At 45.8% G+C, this 16,736-nt stretch carries 17 protein-coding genes; 13 read left to right on the top strand and 4 right to left on the bottom strand.

Features of this window, described 5'->3' with window-relative positions; translation table 11 throughout:
• Positions 1-341 precede the first annotated feature (341 nt).
• From AB3351_RS10780 to AB3351_RS10740, 9 genes are all read left to right on the top strand, one after another.
• Positions 342-3,491 (top strand): 7TM diverse intracellular signaling domain-containing protein, encoded by a 3,150-nt coding sequence (locus tag AB3351_RS10780; RefSeq protein ID WP_371147139.1) that lies wholly within the window; start codon positions 342-344, stop codon positions 3,489-3,491.
• A 98-nt stretch (positions 3,492-3,589) separates the two neighbouring features.
• Positions 3,590-4,639: a selenide, water dikinase SelD gene (gene selD, locus AB3351_RS10775; RefSeq protein ID WP_371147138.1), complete on the top strand. Its 1,050-nt coding sequence runs from the start codon at positions 3,590-3,592 to the stop codon at positions 4,637-4,639.
• An 18-nt stretch (positions 4,640-4,657) separates the two neighbouring features.
• Positions 4,658-5,680 (top strand): tRNA 2-selenouridine(34) synthase MnmH, encoded by a 1,023-nt coding sequence (gene mnmH / locus AB3351_RS10770; protein WP_371147137.1) that lies wholly within the window; start codon positions 4,658-4,660, stop codon positions 5,678-5,680.
• Between the two features lie 313 nt (positions 5,681-5,993).
• Positions 5,994-6,443, top strand: a complete 450-nt coding sequence (locus AB3351_RS10765) for a hypothetical protein (protein ID WP_371147136.1) — start codon at positions 5,994-5,996, stop codon at positions 6,441-6,443.
• A gap of 91 nt (positions 6,444-6,534) precedes the next feature.
• Positions 6,535-6,951, top strand: a complete 417-nt coding sequence (locus AB3351_RS10760; protein ID WP_371147135.1) for a YugN family protein — start codon at positions 6,535-6,537, stop codon at positions 6,949-6,951.
• An 83-nt stretch (positions 6,952-7,034) separates the two neighbouring features.
• Positions 7,035-7,526 carry a YajQ family cyclic di-GMP-binding protein gene (locus AB3351_RS10755; protein WP_371147134.1) on the top strand — a complete coding sequence of 164 codons (492 nt, stop codon included), beginning with the start codon at positions 7,035-7,037 and terminating at the stop codon, positions 7,524-7,526.
• A gap of 174 nt (positions 7,527-7,700) precedes the next feature.
• Positions 7,701-8,756: a spore photoproduct lyase gene (gene splB, locus AB3351_RS10750; RefSeq protein WP_371147171.1), complete on the top strand. Its 1,056-nt coding sequence runs from the start codon at positions 7,701-7,703 to the stop codon at positions 8,754-8,756.
• Between the two features lie 92 nt (positions 8,757-8,848).
• Positions 8,849-9,277 carry a transcriptional regulator MntR gene (mntR, locus tag AB3351_RS10745; RefSeq protein WP_371147133.1) on the top strand — a complete coding sequence of 143 codons (429 nt, stop codon included), beginning with the start codon at positions 8,849-8,851 and terminating at the stop codon, positions 9,275-9,277.
• Between the two features lie 108 nt (positions 9,278-9,385).
• Positions 9,386-10,291, top strand: coding sequence for a patatin-like phospholipase family protein (locus AB3351_RS10740; RefSeq protein WP_371147132.1), 906 nt, complete (start codon positions 9,386-9,388; stop codon positions 10,289-10,291).
• Between the two features lie 5 nt (positions 10,292-10,296).
• Here AB3351_RS10740 and AB3351_RS10735 read toward each other — a convergent pair whose 3' ends face one another.
• On the bottom strand, positions 10,297-10,701 hold the full coding sequence (locus AB3351_RS10735; RefSeq protein WP_371147131.1) for an SA1362 family protein: 405 nt from the start codon (positions 10,699-10,701) through the stop codon (positions 10,297-10,299).
• A 45-nt stretch (positions 10,702-10,746) separates the two neighbouring features.
• A complete protein-coding gene (locus AB3351_RS10730; protein WP_371147130.1) occupies positions 10,747-11,691 on the bottom strand; it encodes a DUF1385 domain-containing protein in 945 nt (314 codons plus the stop codon).
• A gap of 181 nt (positions 11,692-11,872) precedes the next feature.
• On the opposite strand from AB3351_RS10730, the gene AB3351_RS10725 reads away from it, so the two are divergent.
• The 4 genes from AB3351_RS10725 to efp all read left to right on the top strand — a co-directional run bounded on the left by AB3351_RS10725 (position 11,873) and on the right by efp (position 14,529).
• Positions 11,873-12,226 (top strand): c-type cytochrome, encoded by a 354-nt coding sequence (locus AB3351_RS10725; protein ID WP_371147129.1) that lies wholly within the window; start codon positions 11,873-11,875, stop codon positions 12,224-12,226.
• A gap of 137 nt (positions 12,227-12,363) precedes the next feature.
• Positions 12,364-12,819, top strand: a complete 456-nt coding sequence (aroQ, locus tag AB3351_RS10720) for a type II 3-dehydroquinate dehydratase (protein ID WP_371147128.1) — start codon at positions 12,364-12,366, stop codon at positions 12,817-12,819.
• A 23-nt stretch (positions 12,820-12,842) separates the two neighbouring features.
• Positions 12,843-13,904, top strand: a complete 1,062-nt coding sequence (locus tag AB3351_RS10715; protein WP_371147170.1) for a M24 family metallopeptidase — start codon at positions 12,843-12,845, stop codon at positions 13,902-13,904.
• A 67-nt stretch (positions 13,905-13,971) separates the two neighbouring features.
• Complete coding sequence (efp, locus tag AB3351_RS10710; RefSeq protein WP_371147127.1) at positions 13,972-14,529, top strand: elongation factor P; 558 nt, start codon at positions 13,972-13,974, stop codon at positions 14,527-14,529.
• 54 nt (positions 14,530-14,583) lie between these two features.
• Here the strand turns inward: efp and AB3351_RS10705 are convergent, their stop codons facing one another.
• Together AB3351_RS10705 and AB3351_RS10700 are read right to left on the bottom strand one after the other, a co-directional pair.
• Positions 14,584-15,381 (bottom strand): methyl-accepting chemotaxis protein, encoded by a 798-nt coding sequence (locus AB3351_RS10705; protein ID WP_371147126.1) that lies wholly within the window; start codon positions 15,379-15,381, stop codon positions 14,584-14,586.
• Between the two features lie 85 nt (positions 15,382-15,466).
• Positions 15,467-16,732 (bottom strand): MFS transporter, encoded by a 1,266-nt coding sequence (locus AB3351_RS10700; RefSeq protein ID WP_371147125.1) that lies wholly within the window; start codon positions 16,730-16,732, stop codon positions 15,467-15,469.
• Between the last annotated feature and the right edge of the window lie 4 nt (positions 16,733-16,736).

The raw sequence follows: 16,736 nt of genomic DNA, 5'->3' as shown, positions 1-16,736 counted from the left end.
TAAAATTGAAAAATTTATGTTTCCTTTAGTTTTTTGAGTACCTTTATTGGTTTATTCGACAGACGTTCATGAGCTACAAAAAGGTACGTAATATAAATAAAGGAAATGTATGATAGATATATTATTTCACGAGTGATAACTACTCGTGACCTATTATGAATAATCACAACAGCACTCATAAAATGAGTAAGGCATCTACGGGCGGCAGCGCTCTGCAGGTGCCTTTTCTTTTGATTTTTTTACATAAAGCTAATTCCAATCGTAAGAAGATTGAGATTATAATTAAGTATAATCCAAAAAATGTGTGCGCATCTACCGAAGAAAAGAAAGGGGCGGAAAGTTTGAAAAAAGCATTCGTTATGGTTTTCTTTTTTTTCTTTCTTTTTTTGGTCTTTCCCCTGCTTGTTCAAGCTAACAATATGGTGCTGCTTGATTCAAGTCAAAGTCAGTACACATTGGCACCCTACATCGATATTCTAGAGGATAAGGAAAAGAAATGGACGATTGCCGATGTTAGTTCTGGCGCATTTTCTAATAGGTTCTCTCCTATTGATCAAACGTATCCCAATTTTGGCTATGTCTCCTCCGCCTATTGGGTTCGCATTCAGATCAGCAATACCTCCAGCGAAAAGGAATGGTGGCTTGAGATTGCCGCCCCGCCAATCGATCGTGTCACATTGTATACACCTAATCGCATCGGTGGATTTACGGCTAAGACAGCTGGCGATATTTTTCCGTTGCAGGATAAGGACATTCCGCATCGGAACGTTGTATTCGCCATTCACCCCGCACAAATGAAGACCGAAACGTTCTATTTGCGTATCGAAACGGAAGGTGCCATGCAGTTTCCGCTTCTGTTATGGGAACCGCAGGCGTTCGCTGAAGCAAGTCAAGCCGAATTCCTTATTATTGGCATCGTTACAGGTATTTTGCTGGCTATTGCGCTGTATAATTTATTTTTATTTTTTTCACTTCGCATGTACCAATATCTCTACTACGTTTTGTTTGTTTTTTCATCTCTTTGTACACAGCTCGCTTATAATGGCATCGGTTATGAATATATATGGCCGAATTCTCCCCAATGGAACAATGTATCCATTATCTTTTTCATGGCCTGCTCCATCATCTGGGGTGCTCTATCTGCACGAGATTTCTTGAATATCAAAGTCTATGCTCCGAAAATCAATCCCTGGCTTCTAGGCTGTATATTTGCCGGAATACTGACGCTGCTGCTGCTTCCGTTCAGTTATAAGCTTTCCCTTCAGCTTGTGATGCTAAGCACAGGAATTTCGACCATTATGATTATCGTTGCCGGAGCACTGTGCTGGGTAAAGGGATACAGGCCTGCCCGTTATTATTTGCTTGCCTGGCTGTTGTTTTTCCTTTGCTCGGCTCTCTCTAGCATGATTGATGAAGGACACTTTACCGGAGCGAACTGGATGCGGTATTCATTCCAGTTTGGCGCTGTATTGGAATCGCTTTTGCTGTCGTTTGCCTTAGCTGACAAGATCAATATGATGCGGAGGGAAAAAGAGCTGGCGGAAGCCGAGACAAAGAAAAGTCAGCAGCTCGCATTGGAAAGCCTGCACAGGTTAGATAAGCTTAAGGATGAATTTGTAGCGACGACTTCACATGAACTTCGGACACCGCTGCATGGGATTATGGGTATCGCTGATTCGCTATTGGCGGGGGCCGCAGGTCCGCTTTCGGAACAAACAAGAAAAAATATCTCGATGATCAGCACAAGCGCAAGCCGACTTTCAAGGCTTGTGAATGATATGCTGGATGTCTCTCAGCTAAAGAATCAGGCTATCCTTTTATATCGTAAGCCGGTCCGTATACAGGATATAACAAGAGCCGTACTGGAGTTTGCTGCCTACCTTGCACAGAATAAGGCGCTGGAATTTCATAACCGTATCCCGGATTCGTTTCCTCCCGTATATGGAGATGAGAATCGCATCCAGCAAATTTTATATAATCTTATTGGGAATGCGGTGAAGTTTACAGAGGCAGGCAGGATTGAGGTAGCGGCAGAAGTGTCGGGAGTCTACGCGAAAATTTTCGTCAAGGATACAGGTATAGGCATTCCGGAAGAAAAGCTGGAGATTATTTTCAAAGAGTTTGAACAAGGTGATATAGAAACACATCGCCGCTTTGGTGGAAGTGGATTAGGGTTAAGCATCACTAAGGGATTCATTGAAATGCATGGAGGTACGATTAAGGCAGCGTCTGAGGAGGGCGGTGGAGCGACCTTTGTGTTTACGCTGCCGCTCGCGCAACAAGCAGAACAGGAAGTAGCCGCATCCTCTGCTGTGGTCTCTTATGAAAAAGGCGTAACAAGGGTGGCACAGGAAGTCACTCCTTATAGGGTTGCAGCGGAAAAGGTACGGGGAACCATTCTCATTGTAGATGATGAGCCAATAAATTTGCAGGTGCTGATTAATCATCTTGTATTGGAAGGCTATCATGTTAGCACCCGTAATGATGGAGAGGAGGCAATTCATGCATTTGAGGAGCACGGTGGCTTTGATCTGGTGATTCTCGATATTATGATGCCTAAACTCTCGGGGTATGAAATATGCCGCCTGCTGCGACAGCACAACTCCCTTACAGAACTCCCTATTCTTATTGTAACCGCAAAGAATCAACCCGAAGACATTATCGCGGCATTTGAGGCTGGGGCGAATGACTATATCACCAAGCCATTTGACAGAAGAGAGCTTCTTGCTCGAGTACACACGCTTCTCTCGCTGCGGCAGGCTATACAAGAAGTGAGGGAGCATGCCAAAGAGCTTAGTCAATTCAATGAGAAGCTTGAGGTAAAAATAAGAGAGCGTACGAGAGAGCTTGAGCAGATGCACTGGAAAAATGCCGAGGCGTTGGCTGAGAAGTCAGTGCTTGAAGAGAGAAATCGAATTGCCGGTGAAATTCATGATATTGTAGGCCATTCCTTAACGACGACGATCATTCAACTTGAAGCAGGGAAGCGGTTGCTGATGAAAGATCCGATGCTTGTCATGGAAAAGCTTGAACTCACTCAGCAGCTAATACGAAATGGATTAGATGAGATTCGCCGCTCAATGCAAATGCTGCGGAGTGAACAGGTGGCTTTTTCTTTAGAGCAGAGCCTGATCCAACTGCTTCAAGAGACAGAGCAGCATATGGGTGTAACGATTGATTATCAAATTTCTCCCTTACCTGAACTGTCCCCGACGCAAAAAAAAGCATTGTACCATGCGCTTAAGGAAGGTCTGACAAACGGAATCCGCCATGGGAAAAGTACACATTTTCTATTTTCTCTGCGCCAGGAGAACGGCAACCTGTATTTTGCATTGCAGGATAACGGTAAAGGTGATGAGCGGCCGTTATTTGGGTTTGGTCTTTCTACGATGTGTGAGCGCATTGAAGAGAGCGGGGGAACGCTTCATGTACATACGGAGCCGGGGGCGGGGTATCGGATTAATATTGTTGTACCTGTAACCGACATCTGAGCATCGTGTGTTCTGCCGTAGAGACTGTTTTTTGCGAAGAAGCCCTCTTGTGTTGTACTATAAAGTTATCATTCATTACGTAGAAAGGGAGACGTATCATGTCGACTGAAAATAAAATTAAGCTCACATCTTTTTCAACAAAGGGGGGCTGCGGTTGTAAAATCGGCCCGATGGATTTAGCGCAGGTGCTTCAGCAACTTCCGGTGACCGAGCCGCATCCCAACCTGCTTGTCGGTCTGGATACGAGTGATGACGCGGGGGTATTTAAGCTTTCTGACGATCTGGCACTGGTTCAGACGCTGGACTTCTTTACGCCTATTGTAGACGATCCGTATTCGTTCGGACAGATTGCTGCGGCGAATGCGATCAGCGATATTTATGCGATGGGAGGCAAACCGCTCACCGTGATGAACATCGTGGCTTTCCCAATACATAAGCTGGATAAAGCGGTTCTTGCTGATATTCTTCGGGGAGCGGCTGAAAAAGTACAGGAAGCCGGCGCCACGCTGGTAGGCGGTCACTCGATAGACGACAATGAACCAAAATTTGGCCTCGCCGTAACGGGTCTGGTGCATCCCGATCATGTAAAAACGAACGCTACAGCTATAGTGGGAGACCGCTTGATTCTAACGAAGCCGATCGGCGTGGGCATCTTGACGACAGCGATTAAAAAGGATCAGCTTACGGAGCAGGAAGTGGCCCGTGTGACACAGGTCATGTCCACGTTGAACAGAGCGGCCGCTGAAACAATGGCCACCTACGATGTGCATGCCTGTACAGATGTGACCGGTTTTGGCCTGCTAGGGCATGCCCTGGAGATGGCCAAGGGCAGTCATGTGGGGATTGAGATCGATCGTTCGCAGGTTCCGGTACTGCCGCGTGTGCGCGAGCTGGCGGAAGCCGGATTTGTCCCTGGTGGTACGAAAAATAACTTTCAGCATGTAGAGGATGCTGTATCTTTTGCTGACAATCTTGATCAGATTGAACAGTATATTTTATGTGATGCGGTCACTTCGGGCGGCCTGCTGCTGTCGGTGGCGGAAAAGGACGCAGAAGCGCTGCTGGAAGCGCTGCGTGGAGCAGGAGTAGAAGCGCAGCAGATTGGTTATGTAACAGAAGAGCATCAAGGATGCATCAAGGTTTTTTGACAGGAGGCGCAATCGCTGTTGTTTCAGGATATTACGGTTCAAGAGCTGCTTGAACAACACAAGCAGGGAAAGGTGGTTCTCGTCGATGTTCGCTCCTCTGCTGAGTTTGCAGAGGCTACCATTCCCGGAAGCATGAACATTCCTCTTTTTACGAATGAGGAGCGGGCAGAAATCGGCACGATCTACAAACAGGTAAGCGTAGAAGCGGCAAAGGAACGCGGGCTGGAGATCGTCTCAGGCAAGCTGCCTGCTTTTATTAAGCAGTTTCAGCAGTACGATGCACCACTAGCGGTGTTCTGCTGGCGGGGAGGTATGCGGAGCAAGACGACGGCCACGCTGCTTTCACTAATGGGGCTGCGCGTTTTTCGTCTGCTTGGAGGTGTGCGTGCCTACCGCAGATGGGTGGTCGAACGACTGGAGCAGTATGAGTTTCGTCCGCAGGCGATCGTCATAGGTGGTAATACCGGATGTGGAAAAACACATATTCTTCATGAAATGCAAAAGAACGGCTACCCAGTGCTGGATCTGGAGGCTGCTGCAGGACACCGCGGTTCGATTTTTGGAGGGATCGGTACTACGCCCAACAACCAAAAGTCGTTTGACGCGTTATTGTTACATCAGCTTGACCGTGTGAATGAAGCGCCCTATGTGGTAATGGAAGCGGAAAGCAGACGAATCGGAAAAATTCTGCTCCCTGAGTTTCTTATCCAAGCCAAAGCGAAAGGTATACATATCATTATAGAGCTGCCGATACATGAACGTGTCCGCATCATTCTTGAAGAGTATCGTCCCAAGGAATATAAGGAGCAATATATAGAAGCCTTCTTAAAAATAAAGAAGCGAATCCACATTCCTATTGCAGCTGCGATTGAAGAACATCTGCTTCATGATGAATATGAAGAAGCCATTCGATTATTGCTTAAGCATTATTATGATCCGCGCTATACATTTATGGAGGGGCAGTATACAGGTGAATCAATCGTAATTGCTGCTGATCATGTTGCGGAAGCTGCGGAAGCCGTTATGCATTATCTGAAGTAAGTAATAACAGGAAAGCATCGCCCAATGCATTATGCTTGCGGCTGTGCTTTCTTTTTTTGTCCGGTACAACAGCCATAAATATATCGAGCATTGTGCCTGATTTTCCTCACAGCTACTATAGGTATACATATAGAGAAAATGGAAGAGAGAGGAAGAATATTGCGGAATTTCCTAGCTTTTTGCCTACAGGATAAGTTCCGTAGAACTTCCCTTTTGTAAACGCTTCAGCTGGTTTACAGTATAGCTGTACTATGACGGTTACAAAAAGAAGCTTGATTTGTAATCGCAAGACTCTTCGAAAGGATGGTGAAGCATGAAAAGCTGGTACATGAAAAAAGCAGGATTTTTTGGCATAGTGACAATGCTGGCAATTATTTTAGTATTCGGTTCCATCTCTCCAGCAGGGGCGTATGATGCGCAGCGTCACTGTCAGGGAGAGCGATGCTGGAACTTCTCCTTTATTGGAGAACCAAACGAGTATGAAGCCTGGTTTTATGATGGCAGCGGCTTGTATTTCGATGGCGGACAGGAAAATCGGATTCAAGGCTATATTTATCAAGGCCGTGTCGATGATCCGAAAACGGTGCGCTTCGAATTCTACAATAACCGGGGCGAGTTGATGAAGGCATTCACTAAAACATCATACCAATCCCAGCAATGGTTCTCGTTTGACTTAACCGATCTAGGTGTCGGGCTAAGAAAGATTAAAGTAATCGACGTGAACAAAAAAGGTGTAAGCGTATCCGGACAGCTTCATTACTAGGAGCAAAACCTCTGCTTTGGCAGAGGTTTTTTGTATAAAATCCCTCTTTATCTCAAACAATGAAGGAAATGAATGCTTAGGGGGACACAAGATGCTTGCCTTACCATCATCACTGGATGGACAGCAGAGGACGTTCAAGGAATTGTTTGCTTTTTTTAATGCACATGATTTTGCGGTGGGTGGCGGCTGGGATATTGACGGCGGTTTTTTTGACTTGAAGATGGGGGCTGATGAGGACGAGGGCAAGTACTTTTTTCTTCGAATTCCGGCTGCTCCCGTACAAGGGAATTTCGGTGAGAATGATGCCATCATTCGCTTGGGTACACCATTTGTACTCGTACATCGCTATCAAAACGATCAGGATGATACAGCTAAGTATCGTACATATACTGCGGTCATGGATCAATTCGCAAGCCCGGTAGAGAAGGATGCGCATGTCTCGGCAGAATGGAGAGATCGTGCGAAAGAATGGCTGCGTGTAATTGAATCGGAGTTTTTGAAACCGTAATTTCTTTGACATCTGATTCCTTTTCTTGCACAAAATCTGGTACGATGAAGATACAGAATGAAAAGCAGTAGAGGAGGAAGAGAATGAGCAAGGAGAATTCATTTGATATTGTATCCCAGGTAGATATGTCGGAAGTGACCAATGCCATTAATCAAGCATTGAAAGAGATTGAGAACCGCTATGATTTTAAAGGCAGCAAGAGTGACATCAAGCTAGAGAAGGAAGAACTTGTTATTGCTTCCGACGATGAATACAAGCTTGAACAAGTGAAGGATGTGCTGAGTGGCAAGCTGATTAAGCGCGGCATCTCGCTTAAGGGCATTACGTATGGAAAAGTAGAAGCGGCATCAGGCGGAACCGTGCGACAACGCGGCAAAATTGCGCAGGGGATTGACGCGGATAACGCTAAAAAAATTAACAAGCTAATCAAGGATACAAAGCTAAAGGTAAAGAGTCAGATTCAAGATGATCAAGTGCGTGTCTCCGGCAAAAGCCGCGATGATCTGCAGCAGGTGATGGCTGTCTTAAAGGGGGCCGATCTTCCCCTCGATCTGCAGTTCATTAATTTTAGGTAGAATCTGGAGTGAACCTGCAGCAGCAGCATCTGCTGAACAGCTTGGCTAACAAAAAGATGCATAAAGTAAGGAGAGCGGGCCGTAAATATTGGCTCGCTCTTTTTGCGTGCGTAAGATCATTTCATGCGCATACTAACGAATAAGAAATAAAGAGAGGTGAGTCGCATGAATACCATGACACATATACTGTCACGTTCTCCTGGAATAAGGGAGTTTGAACCGGATCAGGTATTTTTTGAGCCGAATGCACTGAATTATCCGCTTGGACAGGAACTGATGGAGAGATTCAAGACGCTGGGCATCCCGATTCATATGACGACGTCACATAACCAGGTGCGCGGCATTCAAGGGGAGTCAGAGCTTGAGAAATATCGAAATGCAAAGCGTACATTGGTGGTCGGCGTGCGAAAAACGCTCACATTTGACACGTCTAAGCCGTCAGCTGAGTACGCCATTCCGCTGTCTACAGGCTGCATGGGGCATTGCCACTACTGTTATCTGCAGACCACATTAGGAAGCAAGCCGTACATTCGTACGTATGTCAATATTGAAGAGATTTTGGAGCAGGCGGGCCGCTATATCGAAGAGCGTAAGCCAGACATTACCCGCTTTGAGGCAGCCTGCACCTCCGATCCTGTCGGCATTGAGCATATTACCGGCAATTTGAAGCGCTGCATCGAATACATGGGACAGCAAGCGTATGGCAGACTGCGCTTTGTGACCAAGTATGCTCACGTGGAACCGCTGCTTGATGCAAAACATAACGGACATACCCGTTTTCGTTTTAGTATTAATGCTGATTATGTAATCAAAAACTTTGAACCTGCCACATCACCGTTTCTTGATCGGATTGAAGCAGCGGGCAAAGTTGCACGTGCAGGCTATCCGCTCGGGTTTATTATCGCCCCACTGTATCGTTTTGATGGTTGGCAGGAAGGCTATCGAGAGCTCTTAGAGCACGTAGAAGCAATGCTTCCGGAAGAGGCCAAGCGGGATTTGACATTTGAACTTATTCAGCATAGGTTTACCAAAACAGCAAAAGCGGTTATTGAAAAGCGTTATCCGAAGACAAAACTAGAGATGAATGAAGAGGAACGCAGGTACAAATGGGGTCGGTATGGTCGGGGAAAATACGTGTATAAGAAGGATGAAGCAAGGGAATTGCAAGAAACAATGGAGAAAATGCTCGTTTATTGCTTTCCTGAGGCGAAAATTGAGTATTTTACCTGAAATTCTTGCATGTCAATTTTAAAGTACGGTATGATAATAAAATACCGTACAAGTTGTCCGGGAAGAGAAGTGGGTAAGGATGGGGGAACGGCATGGCAACTCCAAGTATGGAAGATTATTTGGAACGAATCTATACACTCATTGAAGAAAAGGGATATGCGCGTGTTTCTGATATTGCGGAAGCGCTGAATGTTCATCCATCTTCAGTAACCAAAATGGTACAAAAACTGGATAAAAGCCAGTATTTAGTATACGAAAAGTACCGCGGTCTCATGCTGACAAGCAAAGGCAAAAAAATGGGGAAGCGTCTCGTTGACCGACATGCTCTACTTGAAGATCTACTGCGCCTCATCGGTGTTTCCGAAGACGTGATCTTTGATGATGTAGAAGGCATTGAGCATCACTTAAGCTGGGATTCAATTACTTGTATTGAATATCTGGTGCGCTACCTGCAGGAAAATCCTGAACGTGTCCAAGAACTTCGCGATCTCCGTGATACAGAGGACGAAGTGACTGAGTAAAAGTAAAAAGACGGGGGGCAAACAATTTCGTTTGCTCCTCGTCTTTTTGCTTCTGAAATGCCCTGCTTCTGAGTACATTTACAGAGAAAAACGGAAGGGAGCAGGAGTGTGAAAAAAATTGACGCGGTATTTGAAGGCGGAGGTGTAAAGGGAATTGCTTTCGTGGGGGCCATTGCAGAGTTTGAAAGACGGGGATATAGTTTTTGCAGGGTAGCAGGTACATCTGCTGGAGCGATCATTGCAAGCCTTGTGGCGGCAGGATATCGTGCCGATGAGCTGAATGAACTAATGAAAGGTTTTAACTATATGGCTCTTCAGAAAAAGCAGGGAATGGCCCGAATACCTTGCATTGGAACATGGCTGAATTTATGGATTAAGAAGGGGATGTATTCTGCAGATTATCTATATAATTGGATGGATGCACAATTAGCTGCCAAGAAGATTCATACGTTTGGTGACTTACCTGAAGGTGCGTTAAAAGTGATTGCGTCGGATATTACGGCTGGTCGGCTGCTCGTACTGCCTGATGATGCTAAGCAGCTCGGACTTTTGCCACAATCGCTTTCTGTGGCGTTGGCGGTGCGCATGAGTGCAAGCCTGCCCTTCTATTTTGAGCCTGTTATTCTTCAAAAGCAAGGTGTACCCGTCTATGTAGTGGATGGCGGTATCTTGAGCCGCTTCCCCCTCTGGCTGTTTGAGGAGGACAGTCAATCGTGTTATCCTACAATTGGTTTTCGATTATCTGCTAACTATGATACAAAAGCGTATAAGACAAATACGCTGCCTGAGTATGTAAATGCGATGCTTAAGACGATGATGCAGGCGCATGATCAGCGTTATATTGATAAGCAGCATGCAGCGCGCACGGTGTTTATTCCTACGGAAGGGATTCCGGCCGCTAAGTTTGATATTACAGAGGAAGAGCGCACGTGGCTGTACCAATCCGGAGAGGCTGCAGCTAGACAGTTTATGACTCGTCTGCCATCCCTTCGTTTAAAGAGAAAAACCTCTTGATGGAATCAAGAGGTTTTGGTCTTTTTGTTTGGTTTATTTTTTTTGCCTTCGATAACCCGAAACGGATTATCACGGCGTAAGGCTGGCTTTAGACGATTCATCTTTTTCATTTTTGCAGGAGACGTTGAGACGGATGAAGATGTAGACGGCTGTCCTTGCTGTTTCCCTTTATTGCGCTGTTTCTGCTGGCGCAGCGCTTTCTGGTAGCCTTTATCCGTAGGGCTAGAAGACATTCCCGCGCCCCGGGAGAGTAGCAGTTTATTGACAAGAAAATACAGAACTGCTGCAATGGCGCCGAAGATAAGAATTGATTTGAGTAGACCCCATGCATCACTATACAACTGAGTAGCTAATCCGACTCCGACAAGGGTAAGCAGCACAACCGCAAAAACCTGAGACTTCCGCGACACCCTAACACCTCATTTCGTTTAGAGTTTACCAATATTGTAAGAAGATTAACTAATCGAAATTGTCGTCGTGGGAACGCTTTGCTTTGCTTCATCCATCTCGCGCATACGCAGAAAGGAAGCAATAGCGACTTCTACTTGGTGATCATCTGGTTCGCGGGTCGTAATTTTCTGCAGCCATAAACCGGGATACCCGATAAAGCGGAGAACAGGAATATCACGTAGTTTATTGGTAGCTTGAAGTGTTTCGTAGGATACTGCGATCACGACAGGTAGAAGTAAAATACGTTGATAAACTCTTTCCCAGAGCGAATCGTAATGGAAGAAGGAATAGATTACCACGCCGACAAGGACCGTAAACACGATAAAACTGCTGCCGCACCGATAGTGCAGCGTGGAGAATTGTTGAACTCTCTTTACTGTTAATTCTACCCCAGCTTCGTACGCATTAATCACCTTATGTTCAGCACCGTGATATTGAAAAAGCCGCTTAATCATTGGTGTTCGAGCGATTGCCAAAATATAGACGAGAAGTAAAATTATTTTAATTCCGCCCTCGATTAAATTCTGGGCGATATTATTTGTAATCCGCTGAAAAAGCACATCGGCAAGAATGGCTGGAACGACAGTGAAAATCAGTTTACCAAACAGAAACGATAATACGCCGATAAGAGCTACGCCAAGAATCATCGTAAGCTTGGAAGGAGCTTCTTCTTCCGCCTGCTCTTCCCCTGGCTCGGTATCATATCGTTCTGTAGAGAAATTAAGGTGCTTCGACCCGTTCGCGCTGGCTGCGATGAGTCCAACGATGCCACGGAGAAACGGAATTTTTTGTAGTTTTTTGACCCATACCTTCTCTTGCTTCGGTTCTTCATAATATTCAATTGTACCGTCTTTGCGACGGATTGCGGTTACTGTGTAGTGTTTTCCGCCGAACATCACGCCTTCTACAACGGCCTGGCCGCCATAGGCTGGTCTTGTTTGATTTGACAAGTTAAACACCTTCCTTACCCTTTATTGTAGCTGATTTATCTGGTTCTTTCTAGCAGAAAAGTAGTGCGAAAATCGACAATATCCGAGCGAATGTTCAATAATATGTGATAAGTAATATGTGTAACGTATTGAAAATTGAGGTAAATGGTGAGTACAATGAGACTGATAAGGGGGTGAAAACATGAAAAAATTAACAACTGCGGGTATATTGTTGGCATTATCCTTGAGCTTAGCGGCTTGTGGCGGTGGTGAAGAAAAACCGTCTAGTGCTCCAGCTGACCAGAATCAGTCCGCAACAACAAGCAGCGGCGGAGATGATGCAAAAAAGGTAGTTCAGCAGAGTTGTGCATCTTGTCATGGTCAGAATCTTGAAGGTGGTGTAGGTCCTGCACTTAAAGATGTAGGAAGCCGTCTTGATAAAGATGCGATTGCAAAGATAATTAAAGAGGGTCGTCCACCGGGCATGCCAGGAGGATTGATTTCAGACGAGAAGCAGGTAGAAGCTGTTGCTGCTTACTTAGCTGAGCAGAAATAATTATATACGTATCAGTACATAGCCTGCTTTTAGTAGCTTATACAAGCACCTCTATCTCAACGTTGAGTAGATGGTGCTTTTTTGTTCGAAAATTGTGATACAATATGCGGAGTAAAGACACGAGGAGAGGTGTATACATGGCGATAATTCTCGTAATCAATGGACCTAATCTGAATATGCTTGGCAGACGGGAGCCAGGGATTTATGGTAGCGAGACACTTGCTGATGTGGAAGCGCGTATTGTACGTCGTGCTGAAGCGGATGGGGTGAAGGTAGAATTCTTCCAATCAAATCATGAAGGCGCATTGATTGATCGTATTCATCAGGCATTTGGCTTATGTGATGGCATTGTAATAAATCCAGGTGCCTTTACTCATTACAGCTACGCGATACGAGATGCGCTCGCAAGCGTTAGTATTCCATTTGTTGAAATACATATATCCAATATTCATGCGCGGGAAGCTTTCCGTAAAGAGTCGGTGCTTGCCCCGATTGCACTTGGGCAAATTAGTGGACTAGGTACGTATGGATATGAATTGGCATTCGATGCCCTTGTGCACCATATACGTAAGAACAAAGAATACAAAATGTAGAGTGAGGATGATGGGAAATGGAAATGAAAGTACAGGCGATTCGTGCACGCATGCAGGAAGAGAAGCTCGATGGACTTCTGATTACAAATGGATATAACCGCCGATATGTATCCGGGTTTACCGGTTCGTCGGGCTGCTGTCTTGTCACGGGGCGTGCGGCTGAACTCATTACAGATTTTCGTTATATTGAGCAGGCCAATCGGCAGGCGCCAGCCTTCACCATCATCCGCCACCAAGCCGACATGCTTGAGACCGTTATCGAGCGTGCGAGTGAACACGGGGTAAAACGGCTGGGATTTGAGAAAAATCATATGACGTATGCGCTGTACCAGCGTCTTGGAGAACTTTCTAGCGATATAGAATTCGTTCCGGTATCGGGCTTAGTTGAAGCATCACGTTTGGTGAAGACAACGGAGGAAGTGCAGATTATTAGAGAAGCGGCCGCAATTGCGGATCAGGCTTTCTCCCATATCCTTACGTATATTAAGCCTGGAATGACGGAACTTGCGGTATCGAATGAACTTGACTTCTTCATGCGTTCCCTTGGAGCTTCCGGTACGTCGTTTGATACGATTGTTGCGTCCGGTATTCGCTCCGCTTTTCCTCATGGAGTAGCTTCCGATAAAGTGATTGAAGCAGGTGATATGGTAACGCTTGATTTTGGAGCGTATTATAAAGGGTACTGTTCAGACATTACGCGTACGATTGCGGTCGGTGAGCCGGGAGAGAAGATGCGGGAGATTTATGATATCGTGCTGCGCGCTCAATTGAACGGGGTGGCCTGTATCAAAGCGGGCCTTACCGGTAAAGAAGCGGATGCGCTTACCCGCGATATAATTACAGAAGCGGGATACGGCCCGAACTATGGCCACAGCACCGGTCACGGCATTGGACTTGAGGTGCATGAAGGGCCGACGCTTTCGGTGCGTGGTGAGCAAGCGCTTGTAGCTGGTATGGTGGTGACGATCGAGCCGGGCATTTATCTAGAGGGTGTAGGCGGCGTCCGCATTGAAGACGATGTACTGATCACAGAAGACGGCTGTGAAGTGCTAACGAGCTCACTGAAGGAATTACTTGTGATTTAGTATGGGTTTTATGTTATAATTTGAAAGTTAGAGGACAAGAAATAACTGGTTTGTAGGAGGTTTATTCATGATTTCAGTAAACGACTTGCGCCCGGGCACTACGATTGAGTATGACGGAGCGATTTATTCTGTTATCGAATTTCAGCATGTAAAGCCGGGCAAAGGCGCTGCTTTCGTACGCACCAAGCTGCGCAATCTGCGCAACGGTTCCATTAAGGAAACAACTTTCCGTGCGGGTGAAAAAGTAGCGAAAGCAAGAATCGAAACGAAAGAAATGCAATATCTGTATGCTTCTGGTGAAGATCATGTGTTTATGGATACGCAAACATACGATCAAATTACGATGCCAACCAGTCAGATCGAGCATGAACTGAAATTCCTCCTTGAGAACATGAACGTAAGCGTTGTGATGTTCGAAGGTGAGATCCTGGGCGTGCAAGTGCCGAACACAGTAGAGTTAACCGTTTCAGAAACAGAACCGGGTATCAAAGGCGATACAGCATCGGGTGGTACGAAACCGGCGAAGATGGAGACGGGTCTTATGGTGCAAGTTCCTTTCTTTATTAATGAGGGAGACAAGTTGGTCATTGATACGCGTAACGAAGTGTATGTATCGCGTGCATAATAAAAGTAAAACAAGAAGAAGCGACCTTGCATTAGAGGGTCGCTTCTTTTTGTCTTATAAGTTTTCTTGCGTGAACGTATGGATTGTATTCATTGCAGAAGCCACTTGCTGGATCGCTTGACCAATCTCTGTAACTGAGACTTCATGCTTGGTATTTGACTGATTGTTCTGTTCGATTTTTTGTTTGATTTTTTCTAACTCATTTTGAATATGATTGATCTGCTTAAGAATTTGCCCTGCTGAGTCATTCGTTTGATTGGCAAGTTTTCGCATCTCTTGGGCGACAACTCCAAATGCACGGCCTTCATCTCCAAGACGTGCTGATTCAATCGCTGCATTAAGCGATAAAAGATTCGTCTGATCTGCAACATATGAAATTAGTTTGTTCATCTCCATGATGGAAGCGAAGCTATCGTTCATATGTGAAATTTCATATTCAATTTCATTGAAGTTAGTAACCATTTGTTCTGACATATCACTCAAGTCAGAGATTGATACGCCGATTTGCTCTACGACAGAATTTACCTCATGAATCGAAGTCTTTAGCGTATTCTGTGTCGATATATCCATAGCGATAGCCAAAATACCGTCATCAAGCGGAAATGCCTGTACACGGAGCGGCATGCCATATACATCCGGTGGAACGGTAAAATCAATCGGGCGGCGTGTTTCAAGCACGCGATAGATCGGACTCTCCGGTCGTATCCTATCTCCTGATGATAGAAAGCGAAGCGAGCCGTTGCTCGATAGTACAACACCGTTTTCGTCACCAACGATAACGGCGGATTGTTTGGTACGAATGAGTGATTGCACAATAGGCACCCACTCTTTAACATGCTGAATTGATGGCATAAAAATCGTCCTCCCCCTTTCTTCTATTATGGAAGGGAGCAGAGGCAAAATTCAACAAGATTTTCCTTCTTTAGTAAAACTTTTATCACGGGTCTTTTGGTTCGGTAGAGGGAAGTGTAAATAAAAGACGAACGTGACCATTTTTGCTTTTGATTGGGCCTGGACGTTGAAGAAAGCGGATGGTAAGCAGTACAAGGAGAAGACACGCTCCGCATGTTCCCCAAAAAAGCACGAAGGGACGTGTGAGCAGTGACCCAAACACAGCAGGTCCTGCCGCAATGCCGAGAAAACGTACGCTGCTGTAAAGCGAGGTGATCATTCCTCTCTCGGCTTTACCGACAGCGGAAGTGATAAGTGTATTCAGGCTGGGGAGAACCAATCCTGTGCCAATACCTCCAAAAAATAAAAGGCCAATAAGCGTAGCTGGCTTTGAAACGAAGGGAAGAATAGCGGTGATTGCTGCGGTGATTGCTGTTCCTCCAATAATAAATAATTTAATGCGCTCGGCACGACACTCAATCGCCCGTCCGCACCAGATGGACGTAAGGATTAATGATAAGAGCGGAAAAGCCAGAAGAAAACCGCGTGCTACACCTGAAAAAGAAGGAATTTGATCCAAAGCTTCTGCAAGGTAGAATAACATTCCAAATAAAAAAAACATCTGGATGGCTCCGAGCATAAAACCGATCCCAAGCCAATGCCCATGTCTACGAAATACAAGCGCAATATCGCGCTTATATTTCGTAAAGGAGGGCGCTGCTCCGGTTTCCGTATCCTCTACCCAGCGTGCAATCACCCAGATGGCCGGTACAATGAAAAGCGGAAAGGCGAAAAATAACGCATACCATGCAAGGAGTGCAAGCAATGCGCCAAGAATCGGGCTTACTACCTTACCAAATGCGTTGGCGGATTCAATAACGCCAAGCGCTCTGCTCCGGTGTGCCGGCGGATATAAGTCAGCAATTAATGCCATAGCAATCGGCGCTGTGCCGGCTGCGCCAACGCCTTGGACGATTCTTCCTACCACAACCCAAGTATACGGGGATGGGAGAAGCAGTCCGGCCGCCCCCGCAATCAATCCACCTGTTCCATATAATACGAGAGCCCATAGGATGATCTTCTTGCGTCCAAAGCGGTCTGACAAGAACCCCGCAACAGGAATCATCGCACCAGCAGGTACAGAGAATAGCGTGATCAAAAGCCCGGTCTGCAGTGAACTCAAATCATATTCGTTAGCAAGCATAGGGAGTATAGGGATAATCATGGAATTGCCCAATACCATAATGAGCGGCACAAGGCTTAAAGCAAACAATATACGCCCAGACGGTTTTGAACTCTCATCCGCATACATCCCC

Source organism: Aneurinibacillus sp. REN35 (genome assembly GCF_041379945.2).
In the GTDB taxonomy this organism is placed as follows: Bacteria; Bacillota; Bacilli; order Aneurinibacillales; family Aneurinibacillaceae; genus Aneurinibacillus.
Note: the sequence above shows the minus strand (reverse complement) of the source record. Positions and strands in the feature narration are given on the sequence as shown.